We start from the raw sequence: 19,707 nt of genomic DNA, 5'->3' as shown, positions 1-19,707 counted from the left end.
AGAAACCTCAAATAACGATCTGGATTCAAAGGTTCACGAATCCATTCACCTGGGATTCACTGGACCGGCTCGCCGAGCCCCCCCACTCGCCACTGTCCCAACGTCCCCACAGTCCCCGGCGTAAAGGAATCCCCCCATGACCTCGCAGCCGACTCTGTCGAAGGCCGGTAACGGCCCCGAGGGCCCAGGAGGGCCCGGAACCCCCGGAGAACCCGACGGCGGACTCCAGGCCGGGCTCAAGAACCGGCATCTGTCGATGATCGCGATCGGCGGGGTCATCGGCGCCGGCCTCTTCGTCGGCTCCAGCACCGGTATCGCCACCGCGGGCCCCGGCATCCTGCTGTCGTACTTCCTCGTCGGCACCATGGTCGTCCTCGTGATGCGGATGCTCGGCGAGATGTCCGCCGCGAATCCGACCTCGGGCTCGTTCTCCGCGCACGCCGACCGGGCGCTCGGCCGCTGGGCGGGCTTCTCCATCGGCTGGCTCTACTGGTTCTTCTGGGTCGTCGTGCTCGCGATCGAGGCCACCGCGGGCGCGGTGATCCTGGAGAGCTGGGTCCCGGCCGTACCGCAGTGGGGCTGGGCGCTCATCGTCATGCTGGTGCTGACCGCGACGAACCTCGGCTCCGTCGGCTCGTACGGCGAGTTCGAGTTCTGGTTCGCCGGGATCAAGGTCGTCGCCATCGGCGCCTTCATCGTCATCGGCGGGCTCGCCGTCTTCGGTCTGCTGCCGGGCGCCGACACCGACAGCGCCGGGCTCGGGAACCTCACGGAGCACGGCGGCTTCCTGCCGCACGGACCCGGCTCGATCCTCACCGGCATCCTGCTCGTCGTCTTCTCCTTCATGGGCAGCGAGATCGCCACCCTCGCGGCCGGCGAGTCCGAGAACCCGCAGCGCGCCGTCACCAAGTCCACCAACAGCGTCATCTGGCGGATCGGCGTCTTCTACCTCGGCTCGATCTTCGTCGTCGTCACGCTGCTGCCGTGGGACTCCGAGTCCATCCAGAAGGACGGTTCGTACGTCGCCGCCCTGAACTCGCTCGGTATCGCCAACGCCGGCGAGATCATGAAGTTCATCGTGCTGACGTCCGTCCTGTCGTGTCTCAACTCCGGCCTCTACACGGCCTCCCGCATGGCCTTCTCGCTCGGCCGGCGCGGTGACGCGCCCAAGGCCTTCGCCCGCACCACGGGCCGTGGCGTCCCGATGACCGCGATCCTCGCGTCGGTCGCCTTCGGCTTCGTCGCCGTGTTCTTCAACTACGAGTTCCCCGACTCGGTCTTCCTCTTCCTCGTCAACTCCTCCGGCGCGGTCGCCCTGTTCGTCTGGCTCGTCATCTGTCTCTCGCAGCTGCGCATGCGGAAGATCATCGAGCGCGAGACGCCGGAGAAACTGGTCGTACGGATGTGGCTGTACCCGTATCTGACGTGGGCGACGATCGCACTGATCGTCTTCGTCCTCGGCTACATGCTCACCGACACCGAGCACGACGGCCGGCAGACCGTGCTGCTGTCACTGCTGGTGGCCGGCGTGGTCGTGGGCATCTCGCTGGTACTGGAGAAGGTGCGGCGCGGCGGGGACGCACGACCGCGGGAGACGTCGGACACCGAGCAGGTCTGACCGCTGTTCCGCACACGACGGCGCCTCCGCGGTTCCCTTCCGCGGAGGCGCCGTCGTGTGTGATGTGTGATGTGTGATGCGCGGTGTGCGGTGTGCGGTGTGCGGTCACAGGGGAGTGAAGGTCTTCTTGAGGTTCTCGTAGACCCGCAGTGCCCGATCCTCCACGTCCGGTTGGTACCAGGTGGTGACCTCGTACGTCTTGCCGTCGACGTCGAAGCCGAGCAGCCGGGCGTGCCAGGGCAGTCCCTTGGCCGTGACCGTGTACTCCCAGACGACGGCGGGCGCCCCCCGGAACGTGGTCTCCTCCAGCCGTATCCGCTGGTAGTCGAGGCCCTCGCTGGTGGTCACCTCCGTCTTCTTCCACTGTTCCAGCAGGTCACCGCGGGCCGGGGAGGCGTTGGCCAGGATCTCCTGCTTGCGGTCGGGTGACGTGTAGTGGACCTCGGCGCCGCTCTGCGCGACCCGGTCCCAGCCGTCGGGCGGCACCCAGGCGTACATACCGGCCTCCGTGCGGGAGCCCGCCGGGAGGCTCGGCGGGCGGGCGGTACCCGCGACGGTGGGGGACGACGCCGCGGAGGGGCCCGCGTGGTCCTTGTCGCCGGATGAGCCGCCGAGCATCGGGATGAGCAGGGCGGCGAGTGCCCCGGCGACGACCACGCCCCCGGCGGTGATCAGGCCCTTGCGGAGTACGGACGGGGCCGGGGTGCTCCCGGGCCTCGTGGGCGGCTCGGCATTCCCTTCCGGCTCCGACTCCGGCTTCAGCTCCGGCACCGGCTGCGGCTGCGGCTCCGACTTCGGCTGTGGTGGCCGTGGTGCTGGGGGCGGGGGCTTGTGCCGCTCCAGCCGGACGCCCGGTGCGCGGAACGCCTGTCCGGGTGCCGCGCCCTCGGAGGGGAGTTCGGGCGTGCCCTCGCGAGGGGCTTCCGAGGACGTGTTCTCCACGTTCGGGAGTGGTTCGGAGGGGGGTGCCTCCCGGGTCGGGGCGTGCCCGGCCGGTACCGCGTCCTCCACCGGCTCCGGGGGCGGGATGCGTACGTACAGGGGGGTCGTGCGCTCGACCCGTGGGGGCGCGGGGGTGGTCGCCGCCCGCGCGGCCGGTTCGTCGGGCTCCGGGAGGGGGGCGGGGCCCGATCCCGGTGTCGCTTCCGGGGTCGCTTCCGGTGACGTGTCCGGGGTCGCCTCCGGAGCGGCTTCCGGTACGGCTTCCTCGGCGCCGGGGGCCGTGACCGGGACCGTCAGCGCCGCCGTCCCCGCGGTGCCGTCCGCGGCCGGGCCGAGGATCGCGGCCAGGTCCTCCAGCGCGGGGCGGTCCGCGGGGTCCTTCAGGAGCAGGGCCGTGAGCGCGTCCCGCAACTCCCCCTCCCCCGCCGCGGCCGGGATCTCGGGCTCCTCGTACAGCACGGCGTGCAGGGTCGCGAGGGTCGTCGCGCGGGAGAACGGGGACCGGCCGCCCAGTGCCGCGCAGAGGGTCGCGCCCAGGGACCAGAGGTCGGACGGCGGGCCCTGCGGGCGGCCGGAGACGCGCTCGGGCGCCATGTAGTCGGGGGAGCCGACCAGCATGCCGGCCATCGTGAGGGCTTCCGCGTTCTGGATGGCGGCGATGCCGAAGTCGGTGAGGACGACCCGGCCGGCCCGCCGTTCGATCAGGACGTTGGCCGGTTTGATGTCCCGGTGCAGGACACCGCCCGCGTGCACCTGGTCGAGCGCCGCCACCAGTTCGAGCCCGATCCGGGCCGCGGCGCGCGGGCTCAGCGGCCCGTCCTCCGCCACGACCCGTTCGAGGGAGCGGCCGTCGACCAGCTCCATCACGATCCACAGACGCTCGCCCTCGTCCACGACGTCGTACACGCGCACCACATTGGGGTGGTCGATCCGGGCGGTGGCCCTGGCCTCGCGCAGGGTCCGTTCGCGGCGCGTTCTGGCGTCCTCCTGGTCCATGCCGTCTATGCGCATCTCCTTGACGGCCACCTGCCGGTCCAGCGTTTCGTCGGCGGCCCGCCACACCCGCCCCATTCCGCCTTGTCCAATACTTTCGACCAAGCGGTACCGACCTGTAACCAGCAATCCCGGAATACCGCCCCTTGTCATTTCCGGCACCCCCATGCCCCCCTTCAACACCTGCCACAGAAGAACCGAAAAGAAGCACTACGGCCACAACTTCGTGCCGCCCAGCATAGTGCGGAGAAATCTTGTGGTACCTCTTCAAGTACTGCGAATTCAGGCGCAGTCACGGGGTTACAAGGGGGACGGACATGAGTTCTCGTCGTAGGACGATCGCCACAGGATCACTGCTCACCGCATCTTTTTCCGCGGTGATGATCCTTTCCTTCTCCGCCACGGCGGACGAGCCGGGACCGATGAGCGACAAGGGGGGAAAGGCCGTTGACGGAGCACCGGCGGGTGTCAAGCTGACGACCTCGCTGCCCGAGAAGATCAGCGTCGACAACGGTTCGCAGAAGACGGCGATCACCGCCACGGTGAAGAACGGGGGAACAAAGGAGAGCGGTGCGATTCAACTGCTCGTGGTCGGTTTTGACGGCCTCTCGGTCAAAAGCGTCAAAGGTTGTTCGGAAATCGCCAAGAAAGATCTCCCCGAGGGGTCGAACAGCGGCTTCGCCTGCGCCATCGACACGCTGGGCGCCGGCAAGTCGAAGTCGTACGCCGTGGACGCGACGTTCGATCTGAAGAAGGAGGGAAAGATCTGTCTGCCCGTCCAGGCCGCCGACGGCAAGAAGACGTTCTGGCAGCAGGGCCCGGTCCCGTTCGGGGCCAACAACCCCTCGCCGAACGCTCCGGCGACGCCTCTCCTGCTCGGCACCGACAACAGCCCCGTCACCCCGGGCGGCGACAAGGCCGGTGACTCCTCGGGGGACAAGTCAGGTGGCCAGGAGCTGCCCAGGACCGGTCCCGCCGACCAGGTGCTGCCGCTCGGCGCGGCGGGCGCCGCGCTCATCTCCGCGGGGGTGGCGGGGCTGTGGTGGACGCAGCGGCGCGACGGGCGAAGGAGCGAGTCCTGATCCTGCCGGCGTCGTTCACGGCCCGCTGAGGCGGACGCGGACGCGGAAGAGGCTCGCCGGACTGCGGCCGGAGTACGACCCGGCGAACCTCTTCCAGGGGAACTACGGTGTGGCGGCCGTCAGCTCTCGCGCTTGACGAGCTTCCAGGCGGCCGGGAGCACGCCCATGGCCAGGGCGGCCTTGAGGGCGTCGCCGATGAGGAACGGGGTCAGGCCCGCCGCCACGGCCTGGGCCGGCGTCAGGTCGGCGACGACGGCCAGGTACGGGACGCCGATCGCGTAGATGACCGCCTCGCCCAGCAGCATCGCGCCCGCCATGCGGACCACCGAGCGGTCGGCTCCGCGGCGGGCGAGGGCGCCCACGACGGTCGCGGCGAGCAGCATGCCGAGGATGTAGCCGAAGGAGGCGGTGGCGCCGGAGGAGCCCTCGGCGAACCACGGCAGACCGGCCAGGCCGAGCAGCGCGTACAGGGCGAGGGAGGCGAGGCCCCGGCCCGCGCCGAGCGCGGTGCCCACGAGGAGGGCGGCGAAGGTCTGGCCGGTGACCGGGACCGGAGAGCCCGGGACGGGCACCGCGATCTGGGCGGCGAGGCCGGTGAGCGCGGCGCCGCCCGCCACGAGTGCGATGTCCCTGACGCGGGAGGCGGGAAGGAGGTCGGCGAGGACCTGGCGCGGGGTTGTCTGGGCGACGGCGGTGGTCATCGGGGCTCCGGCGAAGGGTGAGGGTGAGGGCGGGGGTCGTTGTGACGCTATCCCAGGGGGGTTGTGCGTCTCTCCGTCAGTGGTCGACAAAGGGGATCGGCGGGGGTTGGTGCACCTTCGACAAAGGATGCGCCGTACACCTGTCGGGGCGTGATGCTGGTCACGGAGGGGAGGTGATCCGGCCGCGGCTCGTCGTGACCCGCCGCACACCCTCCTCGCTCCCGTCGCTCACGCCTGCGGTTGCGCTGGAGGAACACACCGCTCCGCACTCTTGCTGTCAGGCTGCATTTGCAAGAGACTTGCAACAAGGGCTCGGCCTCGTGATCGTCTTCTCACCTTTCACGCGGGGCGGGCGGATGGACGGAAGGCCCCCGCGAGGACGTGACTCGCGGGGGCCTTCCTGTTCGGGGCCTTCCGGTACGGGCGGCTCCGGGTGATGGTGAGGGATGCCGATGAGGAGTTGCGTCACCTGCAAGAGCCCCGAGGAGGAGCACCGCTTCCTGAAGCCCAAGGAAGCGGCCTGGCTCAAGAAGCACCTGGACGTGAAGAACGTCGACGAGTACCTGGTGTGCTTGGCCCCGCTGGACGACGGGGCCGAGCAGTGCCGCAACGTGCGTAGGTTCTACGTCGAGAGGCCCTTCAGGGAGCCCCTGCGGCTGCCCGAGCCGGAGTGACGCCCACCGGCCCGTGCCGGACTACAGGTTGCTGAAGTCCGGGCCCTTCGTGCGGGTGCGCTTCAGTTCGTAGAAGCCCTGTACCGAGGCGACGAGCAGCGTGCCGTCCCACAGCCTGGCGGCGTCCTCGCCCTTGGGGGCCGGGGTGACGACGGGGCCGAAGAAGGCGATCTGCTCGCCGTCGGCGCCGGGAACCGCGATGACGGGCGTGCCGACGTCCTGGCCGACCTTGTCGATGCCCTCCTTGTGGGAGGCACGCAGCTGGGCGTCGAACTCGAAGTCCTCCTGGTCCGCGTAGTCGATCAGGTCCGCGGGGAGGCCGACCTCGTCGAGCGCGCCGACGATCGCCTCCCGTGTGGGGCCGAGGCCGCCGTTGTGGATGCGGTTGCCGAGCGCGGTGTAGAGCGGGCCGAGGATGTCGTCGCCGTGCTTCTGCCAGGCCGCGGTCACCACGCGGATCGGCTGCCAGGCCTTGGTGGACAGCAGCTCGCGGTACTCGTCGGGCAGCTCGTCCAGCTTCGGCTCGTTCAGTACGGCGAGGCTCATGATGTGCCAGCGGACCTCGATGTCCCGGACCTTCTCCACCTCCAGGACCCAGCGCGAGGTCATCCACGCCCACGGGCACAGCGGGTCGAACCAGAAGTCGACGGGCGTCTTGGCGGAACTCTGCTCAGACATGCTTCTCCTCGTTGGGGGACGCCGGCGCCCGGCACCTCGAAGCCACCGGGCTCATGTTCAACGCGATCGGTCACTCGTGCCATTCCCGGGTGCCCCGTGTCAGGGGCACATGGCAGGATCGGTCCTGTTCACACGTACCCATGACGCCACGAGGGAGTGCCGCCCGTGCCCGGTGAGAATCTGTCCCGCGACGAGGCCCGCGAGCGGGCGGCGCTGCTGTCCGTCGAGGAGTACGAGGTGTCCCTGGACCTGCGCTCCGCGGTGGGCGGGACCGACAGCGGGCCGCGTACGTTCCGGTCGGTGACGACCATCCGGTTCCGCAGCGCGGAGCCGGGCGCCACGAGCTTCGCGGACCTGATCGCGCCGAGCGTCACGGCCGTCTCGCTGAACGGCAGGGACCTCGATCCGGGCGCGGTCTTCGACGGCTCCCGCATCCTCCTGGAGGACCTGGCCGAGGACAACGAACTGGTGGTGGACGCCCAGTGCGCGTACAGCCGCACGGGTGAGGGGATGCACCGCTTCGTCGATCCCGAGGACGGCGAGGTCTATCTCTACACGCAGTACGAGCCGGCCGACTCCCGCCGCGTCTTCGCCAACTTCGAGCAGCCCGACCTCAAGGCGCCGTTCCGCTTCGAGGTGCGCGCCCCCGAGGGCTGGGTGGTGTGGAGCAACGGCGTCGGTGAACTGACCGAAGGGGTGTGGAAGTTCGCCGGCACCAAGCCCATCTCGACGTACATCACGGCCGTCGTCGCCGGTCCGTACCACTACGTGACCGACTCGTACGAGCGGGTCCTCGCCGACGGCACGCGGCTGGAGATCCCGCTCGGCGCGCTCTGCCGCAAGGGCCTGGCCAGGCACTTCGACGCCGACGACGTCTTCCGCGTCACCAAGCAGGGCCTCGACTTCTTCCACGACCACTTCGACTACCCGTACCCGTTCGGGAAGTACGACCAGGCGTTCGTGCCCGAGTACAACCTCGGCGCGATGGAGAACCCGGGCTGTGTGACCTTCCGCGAGGAGTTCATCTTCCGCGGCAACGTGACGCAGGCGTCGTACGAGCGCCGGGCGAACGTGATCCTGCACGAGATGGCCCACATGTGGTTCGGCGACCTGGTGACCATGGTGTGGTGGGACGACCTGTGGCTCAAGGAGTCCTTCGCGGACTTCATGGGCACGTTCTCCATGGTCGAGGCGACCCGCTTCACCAACGGCTGGGTCACCTTCGCCAACAACCGCAAGGCGTGGGCGTACCGCGCCGACCAGCTGCCCTCCACGCACCCGGTCACGGCCGACATCCGCGACCTGGAGGACGCCAAGCTCAACTTCGACGGGATCACGTACGCCAAGGGCGCGGCCGTCCTCAAGCAGCTGGTCGCCTACGCCGGACGGGACGCGTTCCTGGAGGGCGCCCGCCGCTACTTCAAGCGGCACGCGTACGGGAACACGCGCCTCGGTGACCTGCTGGCGGTCCTGGAGGAGACGAGCGGGCGGGACATGGCGGCCTGGTCGCGGTCCTGGCTGCAGACCGCCGGCGTCAACTCCCTCACCCCGCAGGTGCTCCTCGACGCGGAGGGCCGGGTCGATGAGCTGACGGTCCTCCAGGAGGCCGCCGAGTCGCATCCCGAGCTCCGGCCGCACCGGGTCGCGGTCGGGCTGTACCGGCGGGAGGGCGCGGACGGTTCACTCGTGCGGTACGCGCGGGCCGAGGTGGACGTCGACGGGCCGCGCACGGTCGTCGGTGAGCTGGCCGGGGCCGACGCCCCCGAGCTGGTCCTCGTCAACGACGACGACCTCACGTACTGCAAGATCCGCTTCGACGAGGGGTCGCTGGACACGCTGCGGGCCCGTCTCGGCGACCTCACCGACCCGCTGGCCCGTGCGCTGTGCTGGTCGGCGCTGTGGAACCTGACCCGCGACGCGCTCATGCCCGCGCGGGACTTCGTCGACCTCGTGCTGCGCTTCGCGGGCCGCGAGTCCGACATCGGCGTGCTGCAGACGCTCCACGCGTGGGCGAACTCCGCGCTCACCTTCTACGCGGCACCCGAGTGGCGGGCCACCGGCGGGCGGCTGCTCGCCGAGGGCGCGCTGCGGGAGCTGCGGTCCGCCGGGCCCGGCAGCCAGCACCAGCTGACCTGGGCGCGGTTCTTCGCGGCGGTCGCCTCCGGCGAGGACGAGCTGCGGCTGCTGCGGGAGCTGCTGGAGGGGACGGAGAAGGTCGACGGGCTCGATGTGGACCAGGAGCTGCGGTGGGCGTTCCTGGAGCCGCTCGCCGCGCACGGGGTGGTGGACGAGGCCGTGCTGGCGGCGGAGCTGGCCCGCGACGACACCGCGTCCGGGAAGCGGCATCAGGTGCGGTGTCTGGCCGCCCGGCCGTCCGCGGCGGTCAAGGCGCAGGCGTGGGCCGCCGTGGTGGAGTCGGACTCGCTGTCCAACGCGCTGGTGGAGGCGACGATCGGGGGCTTCGCGCAGGCGTCCCACCGGGAGCTGGCCGCTCCCTACGCGTCGAAGTACTTCGACGTGATCGAGCGGGTGTGGGAGGAGCGGTCGATCCAGATCGGGATGGACGTGGTGCGGGGGCTGTTCCCCTCGCTGCAGGACTCCGCCGGGACCCTCGCGGCTGCCGACGCGTGGCTCGCCTCGCACGGGCAGGCCGCGCCCGCGCTGCGGCGGCTGGTGTCGGAGGCGAGGGACGACCTCGGGCGGGCGCTGCGGGGACAGGCGTGTGACGGGGCCGCACCACGCCCCTGACCCGTGCCCCTATAGGGGGACGGGGCTTGGCGTGTTGACTTTGCGGGCGTCCATAACAGTTACGGAATGTGGGTAATCGGAGCCGTGACCCCCTGACGGACCAGGGGGTTTCGGCAGTTCGAGGGGCGGACTTTAGAGCGGGGTTGTCCGGTTTTGACGACGGACTTGTAACAGCGGTTAGGCAGCGGATCAGGCGCGGCAGATTCGACGTCATGAACCACAACACCCCGCTCTCCCCCCGGCCCCTCCGCCACCTGTCCGACGTCCAGCAGCGCGTCATGACCACCGCGCAGCTGCGGTCGAGGGGCGTGAGCACCGCCGACATCAACGCGCAGTGCCGGCCGGGCGGTTCCTGGCAGCAGCTCCTGCCGGGGGTCTACCTGCTCCGCCCGGGGCCCGCCACCGGCGAGGAGCGGCTGCACGCGGTCCTCATGTACGCGGCCCGCTGCCCCGTCACGGAACCGGCCGTGCCCGCCCAGCCGGGCGCCGCGGAACCGCACGCCCCGCAGGGGTACACCGACGCGATGATCACCGGCCTCGCGGCACTCGCCCTGCACCGCTTCGCGGCCGCTCCCCCGCTGCTCTCCCTGGACCGCGTCGACGTCCTCGTCCCGCGGCTGCGACGACTGCGCTCGACGGGCTGCGTCCGTATCGTCCGTACGCCGGGGATGCCGGAGCCCGTGCGGCTGGGCGGGATCCCCGTGGCGCCCGTGCCGCGTGCGCTGGCCGACGCGGTCGCCGACATCACGGACGCGGGAGTCGTACGCCGGCTCCTCACCGAGGCGGTGCGCGGCGGGCACTGCGAACCCGCCGCGGTCGTACGGGAGCTGACCCAGGCCCGGCTGCTGAGCCGGCCGCACGTGGTGGACGCCGTCGACTCCCTCCTCGCGGAGGGCCGGGCCATCGCCGAGGACCGGCTCTACCGGCTGGTCAGGGAACACGGTCTGCCCGACCCGGTCTGGAACGTGGAGCTGCGGCTGCCCGGCGGTCCCCTCCTCGGCGGCCTCGACGCGTACTGGCCCGAACACGCCGTCGCCCTCGAACTCGACACCCGGGCCCCGCGCCACGACGACGACGCGATGTGGTCCGAGTACGCCCGCAAGCGCGAGCACCTGGAGCGCCTCGGCATCACGGTCGTCCATGTGACACCGAAGAAGCTGCGGGACTCGATGGAACAGCAGGCGACCGTCGTCCGTACGGCTCTGATGGCGTCGGGGGACCGCGATCCGGCGGCGTATGTGGTGGTGCTGCCCAGGTAGGGCCTGCTACTTCGGGTTCGGGCAGTACTCGGCCTCGATCACCGCGTTGGGCTTCCCCGACCAGTCGCCGTTGAAGTTGAAGGCGAGCGAGTGGCGGCCGTCCACCGTGGTGACCGCCTCCGAGGTGGAGCCGTGGATGCCTCCGCCGTGGCCCCAGACGACGACACCGCAGCTCAGCTTCCGTTCGATGAGGCCGAGGCCGTAACGGGCGTTCGGGATCGCGGCGACCTCGACCGTGGTCTTCATCTCGGCGAGCTGCTTCTTCGGCAGGACCTTGCCGCGCAGCAGCGCCGAGTAGAAGCGGTTGAGGTCACCCGGGTCGGAGATCATCTCGCCCGCCGCGGAAGCGAGGGCGGGGTTGAGTTCCGTGACGTCGTAGGTCGGGCCGGTGGCCGTCTCGGCGAGCTTTCCGTACGCCCGGCTGCTGGGCTTCGGCACCTTCGGGTACGTGCCCGGGACGAGGGTGGCGTTCAGGCCGAGCGGCTGGATGATCCGCTGCCGGATCTCGTCGCCGTACGTGTGGCCCGTGGCCTTCTCGATCACCATGCCGGCCAGGACGTAGTTGGTGTTGGAGTAGTTCCACGAGGTGCCCGGCGCGAAGTCCGGCGCGTGGGACGTCGCGATCTTCACGAGGTCGCGGGGCGACAGCTCGTCGAAGCGGTGCTCGAAGAAGCCGTCCTTCAGGAGGTAGGTGCGGGCGAAGGTGTCGTCCGTCGTGTAGTCGTAGATGCCGCTCGTGTGGTTGAGGAGTTGGCGGAGCGTGATGTGGCGGCCGTCGTGGCCGTTGCCGTGGACGACGCCGGGCAGCCACTTGTCGACGGTGTCGTCCAGTGAGAGCACGCGTTCTGCTTCCAGCTGGAGTACGACCGTCGCCGTGAAGGTCTTCGTGATGCTGCCTACCCGAAAGTGGTCCTCTGCCGAGCGGGGCTTCTTCGTCTTGAGGCTGCCCACGCCCGCGGTGGCCTTCCAGGTGGTGTGGTTCTTGTCGGCCTGGGCTGCGACTCCGGGGACTCCGTCCTTGACCGCCGCGTCCATCGCCCGCTGGGTCGCGGTGTGTTCTCTCGCCCGGGGCGGGGCGTCCGCCAGGGCCGCCGGGGTCGCCAGCGCGGCTGCCGCGAGTGTTGCCGCGGTGGTGAGGGCCAGGCGGAGGGTGCGGGGTGCGGTCATGTCGGGTCACGCCTTCCGTCGCGGGTGTGTCGACGGGAGTGACCTGGGGGTGGGGTGTGGGGGTTGCCTTGGGCCGGGGTGGTTGGGCCTGATCCGGCCGCCTTTTGCTCGCGCGGCTCCCCGCGCTCCTGGAAGCCCGTCAGCCCTTCTTCAGGATCAGTTCCGTGTTGCGGTCCGCCGGGGTGCCGCTCAGGTCCGTTCGGGCGCCCGGGGCGTTGAGGCTCAGTTCTCGGTACAGGGCCGCCAGGCCCGTCTGGGAGAGGTCCGTGAAGTCCGCCTCGTGGGGGGCCGCGGACTCGATGAGGGTGGTGAAGAGGGAGATCGTGCCGTCGTGGTTGTCGGCGATCTCGATCACTCGGGCGAGCTGCGGGAAGTCGACGTGGGAGGCCGTGGAGATCTCCCAGAAGGAGCGGCCGTCCGAGCCGGCGTGCGGGGTGACGGCGTTCTTGTGGCTGTGGCCGTTGACCCAGGCCAGCACCGGGCGGTGGGCGCCGAGCACGGAGAGCACCTCGTCGCCGCCGTGCCGCCGCTCCCCCGGGTGCGCGGGGTCCTCGCGGAGGTTGCGCATCGTTTTGCTGGTGTGGTGGCTGAAGACGACGACATGTTCGTTGTCCCTGTCCGCCGCCTTCAGCGTGCGCTCCAGCCACCGCAGTTGGGCCGTGCCGAGCGAGCCCTCGTAGTGGCCGCCCGGGTCGGTGGTGTCGAGGCTGACGCCGAGCACGTCGTCCGCGATGCGGAACGTGTAGTACTGGGTCTTCGCGGCGAGGTTGGCCTGCGAGTAGCCGTGTCCGACGGGGCCCGTGCCGGTGTGCGCCGGATCGAGGTGGGCCTGGAGGTACTCGGTGGGGGTGAAGGGGGCGCGGGCCTCGTCCGGGGTGACCGAACGCATCCGGCGCGCCTGGGACGTGAGCATCTCCTTGAAGCCGGCGCCCTTGGGGTCACCGCCCTTCTTCACGTTCTTCCAGATGGCGGTGCCGACGGACTCGTCGAGCGTCATCAGCTTCTTGCCGCCGACGGCGAACTCGGCGAAGAAGGAGTCGCCGGGCGCGTAGCAGCCGCCGGGCAGCGAGTCGTGGTTGCCGACCGTGGAGTACCAGGGCAGGTTGAGGCCGGGGCTGCGCACCTCGCGGATCGCGGCGGCGAGGAAGCCCTCGATACGCGGGAAGCCGAGCTGTTTGTCGGCGTCGCGCAGGGCCGCGTCGGGCTGCCAGTACAGCTTGAGGTCGCTGTTCTGGACGCCTTCGTAGCGGGCGGGGTCACCGGAGTTCGGGGTGATGCGACCGCCGCTCATCACCTTCAGGAACCAGTCCAGTTCCGTCTTGGCGTTGTTGTCGGTGTTGTCGCCCGTGGTCATCACGAAGTGCAGCGGGGAGCCGGTGACCGGGGCGCCGCGCAGCGCGTTGACCCGCTCGACGAGCGAGACCGCGCCCGCCACCGACAGGGACTCCTGCGGACGCCAGGCGCTGGCGGTCTGGGCGCGCAGGTACTCGTACCGCAGCGGGTGCTGTACGTCGACCAGGTGCAGGTCGGTGAACTGTACGAACGCGGCGAGCGCGGTGCGCCGCCCGGCCCGGCCGGACGCGGGAGCGGCCAGGTCGCCGCGGACGACGCGGGACCAGGCGGGCCCGTCGCCGAGCCGCCGGTACCCGGAGCCGGGGCGCGCGGTGGCGACGGAGGAGAGGGTGGTGCCCCGGGTGTAGGGGGCCAGGGGTGCGGCCGGCGCCCTGCGGGAGACGGCGATCGGCTGCCCCTGTGCGGCGGCGGGGTGGGTGGCGGCCTCGCTCGTTCCCGGGCGCAGCGCGAAGCCGATGCCCGCGGAGAGGGACACCGCCCCGGTGGCGGCCAGGAAGGCTCGGCGGTCACGGGCGGCGGTGGCGACAGAGCGTATGCGCGACATGGCGCGGTCTCCCCTGGTGCGGACGCGTCAGCAGTGGTCGCGGGCGGTTCGCTGTCACGAACTTCCCGCTCTTACTGGATGGTTGGCACCGGGGATGACCTGCGCGTTAACTGGACGGCAACGGGCAGCGCCGATCACCGTACGTCGATCTTGGACTACCCTCCGCGTCCACCGAGCCCTCGTCGGACGGAGGCGGGCCGGTCACTCCATGTTCATCTGACGGGGTAGGACCCGCCCGACCGCGGGCCGCTCCCGCCACAGCGCGAGCCCCACGTCGACGAGTCCCACCCGTTCCAGGGCGGGCACCTCTTCGAGGGGGTACCAGGCCGCCATGTCGGTCGAGCCGTCGGTCTCGTGGCGCAGTTCACCGTCGGTGACGCGGGCCTCGTAGACGATCCCCAGGCCGTAGAAGTCCACGTCGGCGCCCAGGCGGCGCGGGTGGGTCCGCCGTATCGAGTCGACGCCGAGGAGGGAGAGGGGTTCGACCGTGTAGCCGGTCTCCTCCTCGGCCTCCCTGATCACGGTGTCGTACGGGTCCTCGCCGTGGTCCATGCCGCCGCCCGGCAGGGTCCAGCGCCTGCCGCCGTCCCTCGCCACCCAGCGCGCGAGAAGTATCCGTCCGTCCCGCACGCACACGGCGTAGGCCGCCACCCTCAACTCCTTCTGCATGGGCAGACGTTACGTCAGGGGCACCCGCACGTCCCGGTTTGGCCGGAGATCGGCCGCATGACGTATGGCGGAATTACGCCATGAACAGTTCACGTCTCGGTCAGCTCTCCCCAAACTTCCGTTTCTTACGTAAAGCTGAGCGGTCATCCGGGTTCACATTCCGGACTGACGCGATCGGTCCGATGTCGATCCGATCGTGAACGGACTTTTCCTTTACTCACAAGGATGCTGATGACCCTCAACTCTCAGCGCGCTCCGATCAGCGGGGCGAGACGCGCGGCACGCATAGCCGTCGCCGCCGGACTCGTGGCCGCCCTCTCCGCGGCCGGGCCGATACCCATGGCCTTCTCCGCGGACGACCCGGGCACCCCCGCCGGCACACCGGTCAAGTCGGCCGGCGGCAAGCTCGGTTCGGCCGACGCCGATCTCCTCGCCCAGGCCCAGGCGGCCGGCGACAAGAACGTCACGATGATGATCGCCACCGCGCCGGGGCAGACCGAACAGGTCGCGGGGCAGCTCGACGCGGTGAAGGGCGGCTCGGTCGGCCGCACCTACGACAAGCTCGGTTACGTCCGCGCGACCGTTCCGACCGCCAGGGCCGAAGCGGCCATCGCGGCGGCCTCCAAGCTCTCCTCCGTGCACGGCATCGACCTGCGCCAGGAGATCGTGCTGGACGACCCGACCCCGTCCGCCGACACCGCCAAGAATGCCGGGAAGACCCCGACGGCGGGCACGTATCCGGCGCCCGGCAGGAACACCCCCGCCGAGAACCCGTACAACCCGTCCTTCGAGACGGGTGCCGTCGACTTCGTGAAGAAGAACCCGAAGGCGGACGGCCGGGGCATCACCATCGGCATCCTCGACTCCGGTGTCGACGTGGCGCACCCCGCGCTGCAGAAGACGACGACCGGCGAGCGCAAGATCGTCGACTGGGTGACGGCGACCGACCCGCTGGTCGACGGCGACGCGACCTGGCGCGCGATGGTCAACGCCCGCTCGGGCCCCGTCTTCACCTACGACGGCGAGAGCTGGAAGGCCCCGGCCGGCGACTACGCGGTCAGCCGCTTCCGCGAGTCCGCGTCCACCGGCGGCGACGCGAACGGCGACCTGAACCGCGACGGCGACACGACCGACAGCTGGGGCGTGCTCTACGACGCCGCCGCGGGGACGGTCCGCGTCGACCTGAACGACAACAACGACTTCACGGACGACGCGGCGATGAAGCCGTACAAGGACGGCTACCAGATCGGTTACTTCGGTACCGACGACCCGGCCACCGAGATCGCCGAGCGTGTGCCGTTCGTCGTGGAGATCCGCAAGGACGTCCCGATGGACCCGCTGGGCGGCGACTGGGTCGGCAAGAAGTCCGACTTCGTCAACATCGGCATCATCGAGTCCGAGCACGGCACGCACGTCGCCGGCATCACCGCCGCCAACAAGCTGTTCGGCGGCAAGATGAACGGCGCGGCGCCCGGCGCCAAGCTCGTCTCCTCGCGCGCCTGCACCTGGAGCGGCGGCTGCACCAACGTCGCGCTCACCGAGGGCATGATCGACCTGGTCGCGAACCGCGGGGTCGACATCGTGAACATGTCGATCGGCGGTCTGCCCGCGCTGAACGACGGCAACAACGCGCGCGCCGAGCTCTACACGCGTCTCATCGACACCTACGGCGTCCAGCTGGTCATCTCGGCCGGCAACTCGGGCCCCGGCGCCAACACGATCGGCGACCCCGGCCTGGCCGACAAGGTCATCTCGGTCGGCGCGTCCATCTCCAAGGAGACCTGGGCCGCCAACTACGGCTCGGCCGTGGAGAAGAAGTACGCGATGCTGCCCTTCTCCTCGCGGGGCCCGCGTGAGGACGGCGGCTTCACGCCGACGCTGACCGCGCCCGGCGCCTCCATCAACACCACGCAGACCTGGTTCCCCGGCGGCCCGGTCGCCGAGGCGGGCTACTCCCTGCCGCCCGGCTACTCGATGCTGCAGGGCACCTCGATGGCGTCCCCGCAGGCCGCTGGCGCGTCCGCGCTGCTGCTCAGCGCAGCGAAGCAGAAGGGCGTCAGCCTGACGCCCGCGAAGCTGCGCACCGCGCTGACCTCCACCGCCGACCACATCAGTGGCACGCAGGCGTACGCGGAGGGCGCGGGCCTCATGGACATCGAGGCCGCCTGGGACTCGATCCGGCGCACCGCCGGCGCGCACCGGACAGCGCCTTCCGACTACGCGGTGAAGGCCCCGGTCGACACCGCGATCGACTTCGCGCTCAAGACCCCGGGCTTCGGCACCGGCCTCTACGACCGCGAAGGCGGCCTGAAGGCCGGCCAGAAGAAGACGTACGACGTCACCGTGACCCGCACCACGGGTGTGGACCGTCCGGTCCGGCACACGCTTCGCCTGGCGAACAACTGGGACGACACGTTCCGGATCGTCGGCAGGAACACGGTCTCGCTGCCGCTGAACAAGCCGGTGACGGTGAAGGTCGAGGCGAGGCCGGGCAGCGCCGGGCTGAGCAGCGCGATCCTGGAGGTCGACGACCCGCGCACCGAGGGCGTCGACAAGCAGATCCTGACCACCGTGGTGGTCTCCGCCCCGCTGTCCGCCGCGCAGAAGTACGCCTACGCGGCGTCCGGCAAGGTCCAGCGCAACTCCTCCACGTCGTACTTCGTGACCGTCCCCGAGGGCGCCAAGAACCTCGAGGTCGCGATCGGCGGGCTGAAGACCGGCAGCCAGACCCGGTTCATCGCCATCCACCCGTACGGCGTCCCGATCGACAACACGTCGACGCCGTACTGCTACAACAACTACCTCGACGGCAACGGCTGCCGCCCCGACCTGCGGTCCTACAGCGACCCGCAGCCGGGCGTCTGGGAGATCGAGGTCGAGTCGCGCCGTACGTCACCGCTGCTCGACAACCCGTACAAGCTGAACGTCGAGGTGCTGGGCGCCGAGTTCGACCCGGCCGTCGTGACCGTCCCCGACGCCAAGGTCGGTACGCCGACCCCGGCCTCCTGGAAGGTGACGAACAAGCTCGCCGCGGTCGACGGTTCGCTCAAGGGCGGTCCGCTCGGCTCCTCCAAGAGCACCCGGCCGACCATCGCCGAGGGCGCCACGGACACCGTCACGGTGGACGTGCCCGCGGGCGCCGAGTCGCTCGACGTGAGCATCGGCAACGTCTCCGACGCCGCCGCCGACCTCGACCTGTCCGTCTACGACGCGCAGGGCAACGAGGTCGGTTCGTCCGCGGACGGCGACTCGGAGGAGGCCGTCTCCGTGCCGTCGCCCGCCGCCGGCACGTACACCGTGCTGATCGCCGGCTACTCGGTTCCGGCGGGCACCACCGCGTACGACTACCTGGACGTGTACTTCGCGCCCTCGCTCGGACAGGTGGAGGTCGCCGCGACTCCGGTGAAGCTCGCCTCCGGCGCGTCGACGTCGGTCTCCGCGCAGGTCGTCGCGAACGCGGCGCCGCCGGCCGGCCGTACGTTCTTCGGGCGCGTGCAGCTCGTGAACGCGCGGGGCACCGCGGCCGGAACGGGCAGCGTCCTGATCGAGAAGGTCACGCCGTAGCCTTCGGCAGGCACTGGCACAGAGGGCGGGCGTCCGGTTCGACCGGGCGCCCGCCCTCCGCGTTCCCCGCACCGGCCCGCTCAGCCCCGGTCGCCCTCCGGGCCCGCGCACTCCAGGCCGCGCGCTCCCGACAGGGCCCCGACGATCTCCTCGCGGGCGTCGCCGACCCCCCGGCCGGTCTCGTAGTCCGGCCGGCCGGTCTCGTCGTCCAGCGGGTCCCGCGGATACAGCGGCACGCGCACCAGGGCGTACGTGCCGGGCTTCAGGTCCTCCCGCGCCGCCCCGGGCAACGTGACGGTGACCGTCGGGTGGTCCGCCACCGGCTGCTCGGGCCGGTAGTAGCGCCGCACCTCCAGCACGACGCGTACGTTCCCCTCGCCCGTGGACGTGACACTCCGTACGGTCCCCTCGGCGAGGACCTTGGAGCACGCGAGGCGCATCTCGGGCGAGAGCGACGACGTGTCGCCCCCGCTGTCCTCGCTCCGGCCGGCCGAGGAGTCGCTCTTGGCACCGGCGTCACTGTCCGCGGCGCCGCCCCCGCCGCCCTGCACGCCGAGCCACACCAGTCCGCCGAGCAGCGTCGTGCCCGCGGCGATCACGAGGGCGCCCACGGCCGCTCCCGCGTAGCGCCGGGAGCGGTGGGGCCTGTGGGGCGCGGTCGGCTGTTTCGGCGCTCCCGGCGGCGCGGGCGCGCGGGGCGCCGGTCGGCCGGGCGACGGGGCCCGCGCGGCCCGCGGTCCGTCGTCGGCCAGGGTGTCGCCGATGACGCGCAGCTGTTCCCTCAGCAGGGCCACGTCCGCGACCGCCGACCGGTGCCGAGCCATGAACCGCGGGTCGTCCCGCGCGCCGGCGGGCAGGGGCTCGTCCGTGATCGCGACGAGCAGCGCGTCGATGCCGCCGGAGGCGGTCTGGTCGTACGGGGGCTCGTCGTGCGGAGTCCCGTCGTGCGCGGTCGCCTCGTACGCGGTCGCCTCGTACGCGGTCGCCTCGTGCGGGGCCCCGTCGTACGCGGTTTCGGCCTGCGCGGCCTTGTTCTGCGCGGCCCTGTCCTGCGGGGTTTCTTTGTCGTCGGCTCCTCCGTACTCGGGCATGTCACACCACCTCGTCCTCGTGCAGGCGGGTGCGCAGCGCGCGGACCGCCGAGTGCAGCCTGCTCTTGACCGTGCCCTCCGGGATGCCGAGCTCCTCGGCGATCCCCCGGACGGGCAGGTCGGCGTAGAAGCGCAGCACGAGGATCTGCCGGTGGGCGTCGGGCAGCTCGTCCAGGCCCTGGGCGACGGCGAGCGACAGCACCTTCGTCTCCTCGCCGGAGTCGCCCCCGGTGTGCTCGGCGGGCCGCAGCGAGGCCAGCCGTTCACCGATCCGCTCCTGGCGGCGCCGGGCCCGGTGCCAGTCCACGGCCAGGTTCGAGGCGACGACCGCCGCCCACGCCGACACGTCACGCGGCGCCTCGGCCCCGCTCGCCGCCCGCTCCAGGAGCCGCAGCCGGACCTGCTGCACCCCGTCCGGCAGGTCCGTCTGCGGTACGCCGCCGAGCGCGAGCACCGCACGCACCCGGCGCTCCTGTGCCGCGTCCAGGGGGTCGTCGAGTGCTCCCCGTACCGATTCCTCGGCCTCCTGGACACGGCGGGTTCTTCTGCGCAGCACAGCACCCCTCCCCTCACCGCGTTTCCTCATAGACGCAGGGGACGTGCGAAACGTTCGGCGGAGGCGTA

General features: G+C 70.9%; 14 protein-coding genes. 6 read left to right on the top strand and 8 right to left on the bottom strand.

Annotation, left to right across the window (positions count from 1 at the left end):
• The first annotated feature begins 136 nt into the window (after positions 1-136).
• Positions 137-1,618 (top strand): amino acid permease, encoded by a 1,482-nt coding sequence (locus K3769_RS28520; protein ID WP_267029137.1) that lies wholly within the window; start codon positions 137-139, stop codon positions 1,616-1,618.
• A 105-nt stretch (positions 1,619-1,723) separates the two neighbouring features.
• On the opposite strand, the gene K3769_RS28515 is transcribed toward K3769_RS28520, so the two are convergent.
• Positions 1,724-3,706 (bottom strand): serine/threonine-protein kinase, encoded by a 1,983-nt coding sequence (locus tag K3769_RS28515; protein ID WP_267031587.1) that lies wholly within the window; start codon positions 3,704-3,706, stop codon positions 1,724-1,726.
• 164 nt (positions 3,707-3,870) lie between these two features.
• Here K3769_RS28515 and K3769_RS28510 point away from each other — a divergent pair, with 164 nt between their 5' ends.
• Complete coding sequence (locus K3769_RS28510) at positions 3,871-4,635, top strand: hypothetical protein (RefSeq protein ID WP_267029136.1); 765 nt, start codon at positions 3,871-3,873, stop codon at positions 4,633-4,635.
• Positions 4,636-4,754: 119 nt separating this feature from the next.
• Here the strand turns inward: K3769_RS28510 and K3769_RS28505 are convergent, their stop codons facing one another.
• Positions 4,755-5,336: a biotin transporter BioY gene (locus K3769_RS28505; RefSeq protein WP_267029135.1), complete on the bottom strand. Its 582-nt coding sequence runs from the start codon at positions 5,334-5,336 to the stop codon at positions 4,755-4,757.
• Between the two features lie 452 nt (positions 5,337-5,788).
• Here K3769_RS28505 and K3769_RS28500 point away from each other — a divergent pair, with 452 nt between their 5' ends.
• Positions 5,789-6,010, top strand: coding sequence for a hypothetical protein (locus K3769_RS28500; RefSeq protein WP_267029134.1), 222 nt, complete (start codon positions 5,789-5,791; stop codon positions 6,008-6,010).
• 21 nt (positions 6,011-6,031) lie between these two features.
• On the opposite strand, the gene K3769_RS28495 is transcribed toward K3769_RS28500, so the two are convergent.
• Entirely contained in the window at positions 6,032-6,688 is a 657-nt protein-coding gene (locus K3769_RS28495) for a mycothiol-dependent nitroreductase Rv2466c family protein (RefSeq protein WP_267029133.1), read from the bottom strand.
• 165 nt (positions 6,689-6,853) lie between these two features.
• On the opposite strand from K3769_RS28495, the gene pepN reads away from it, so the two are divergent.
• Together pepN and K3769_RS28485 are read left to right on the top strand one after the other, a co-directional pair.
• Positions 6,854-9,436, top strand: coding sequence for an aminopeptidase N (gene pepN / locus K3769_RS28490; protein WP_267029132.1), 2,583 nt, complete (start codon positions 6,854-6,856; stop codon positions 9,434-9,436).
• Between the two features lie 212 nt (positions 9,437-9,648).
• Positions 9,649-10,695 carry a hypothetical protein gene (locus K3769_RS28485; protein ID WP_267029131.1) on the top strand — a complete coding sequence of 349 codons (1,047 nt, stop codon included), beginning with the start codon at positions 9,649-9,651 and terminating at the stop codon, positions 10,693-10,695.
• Between the two features lie 6 nt (positions 10,696-10,701).
• Here the strand turns inward: K3769_RS28485 and K3769_RS28480 are convergent, their stop codons facing one another.
• From K3769_RS28480 to K3769_RS28470, 3 genes are all read right to left on the bottom strand, one after another.
• On the bottom strand, positions 10,702-11,862 hold the full coding sequence (locus K3769_RS28480) for a serine hydrolase domain-containing protein (RefSeq protein WP_267029130.1): 1,161 nt from the start codon (positions 11,860-11,862) through the stop codon (positions 10,702-10,704).
• A gap of 139 nt (positions 11,863-12,001) precedes the next feature.
• Entirely contained in the window at positions 12,002-13,759 is a 1,758-nt protein-coding gene (locus tag K3769_RS28475; RefSeq protein WP_267029129.1) for a TIGR03767 family metallophosphoesterase, read from the bottom strand.
• A gap of 201 nt (positions 13,760-13,960) precedes the next feature.
• A complete protein-coding gene (locus tag K3769_RS28470) occupies positions 13,961-14,428 on the bottom strand; it encodes an NUDIX hydrolase (RefSeq protein WP_267029128.1) in 468 nt (155 codons plus the stop codon).
• Positions 14,429-14,659: 231 nt separating this feature from the next.
• Here K3769_RS28470 and K3769_RS28465 point away from each other — a divergent pair, with 231 nt between their 5' ends.
• Positions 14,660-17,992, top strand: coding sequence for a S8 family serine peptidase (locus K3769_RS28465; RefSeq protein WP_267029127.1), 3,333 nt, complete (start codon positions 14,660-14,662; stop codon positions 17,990-17,992).
• Positions 17,993-18,072: 80 nt separating this feature from the next.
• Here the strand turns inward: K3769_RS28465 and K3769_RS28460 are convergent, their stop codons facing one another.
• Positions 18,073-19,083, bottom strand: a complete 1,011-nt coding sequence (locus K3769_RS28460) for a hypothetical protein (RefSeq protein ID WP_267029126.1) — start codon at positions 19,081-19,083, stop codon at positions 18,073-18,075.
• A gap of 1 nt (position 19,084) precedes the next feature.
• Complete coding sequence (locus tag K3769_RS28455; protein WP_267029125.1) at positions 19,085-19,639, bottom strand: RNA polymerase sigma factor; 555 nt, start codon at positions 19,637-19,639, stop codon at positions 19,085-19,087.
• Positions 19,640-19,707 lie beyond the last annotated feature (68 nt).

The organism is Streptomyces ortus (assembly GCF_026341275.1).
Classification (GTDB): domain Bacteria; phylum Actinomycetota; class Actinomycetes; order Streptomycetales; family Streptomycetaceae; genus Streptomyces; species Streptomyces ortus.
The sequence above is the reverse complement of the archived record's forward strand: the minus strand, read 5'-3'. Positions and strand labels throughout refer to the sequence as shown.

Coding starts and splice junctions, on each gene's coding strand:
- K3769_RS28520 (WP_267029137.1), top strand. CDS start 137: ATGACCTCGCAGCCGACTCTGTCGAAGGCCGGTAACGGCCCCGAGGGC.
- K3769_RS28515 (WP_267031587.1), bottom strand. CDS start 3,706: ATGACAAGGGGCGGTATTCCGGGATTGCTGGTTACAGGTCGGTACCGC.
- K3769_RS28510 (WP_267029136.1), top strand. CDS start 3,871: ATGAGTTCTCGTCGTAGGACGATCGCCACAGGATCACTGCTCACCGCA.
- K3769_RS28505 (WP_267029135.1), bottom strand. CDS start 5,336: ATGACCACCGCCGTCGCCCAGACAACCCCGCGCCAGGTCCTCGCCGAC.
- K3769_RS28500 (WP_267029134.1), top strand. CDS start 5,789: ATGAGGAGTTGCGTCACCTGCAAGAGCCCCGAGGAGGAGCACCGCTTC.
- K3769_RS28495 (WP_267029133.1), bottom strand. CDS start 6,688: ATGTCTGAGCAGAGTTCCGCCAAGACGCCCGTCGACTTCTGGTTCGAC.
- K3769_RS28485 (WP_267029131.1), top strand. CDS start 9,649: ATGAACCACAACACCCCGCTCTCCCCCCGGCCCCTCCGCCACCTGTCC.
- K3769_RS28480 (WP_267029130.1), bottom strand. CDS start 11,862: ATGACCGCACCCCGCACCCTCCGCCTGGCCCTCACCACCGCGGCAACA.
- K3769_RS28475 (WP_267029129.1), bottom strand. CDS start 13,759: ATGTCGCGCATACGCTCTGTCGCCACCGCCGCCCGTGACCGCCGAGCC.
- K3769_RS28470 (WP_267029128.1), bottom strand. CDS start 14,428: ATGCAGAAGGAGTTGAGGGTGGCGGCCTACGCCGTGTGCGTGCGGGAC.
- K3769_RS28465 (WP_267029127.1), top strand. CDS start 14,660: ATGACCCTCAACTCTCAGCGCGCTCCGATCAGCGGGGCGAGACGCGCG.
- K3769_RS28460 (WP_267029126.1), bottom strand. CDS start 19,083: ATGCCCGAGTACGGAGGAGCCGACGACAAAGAAACCCCGCAGGACAGG.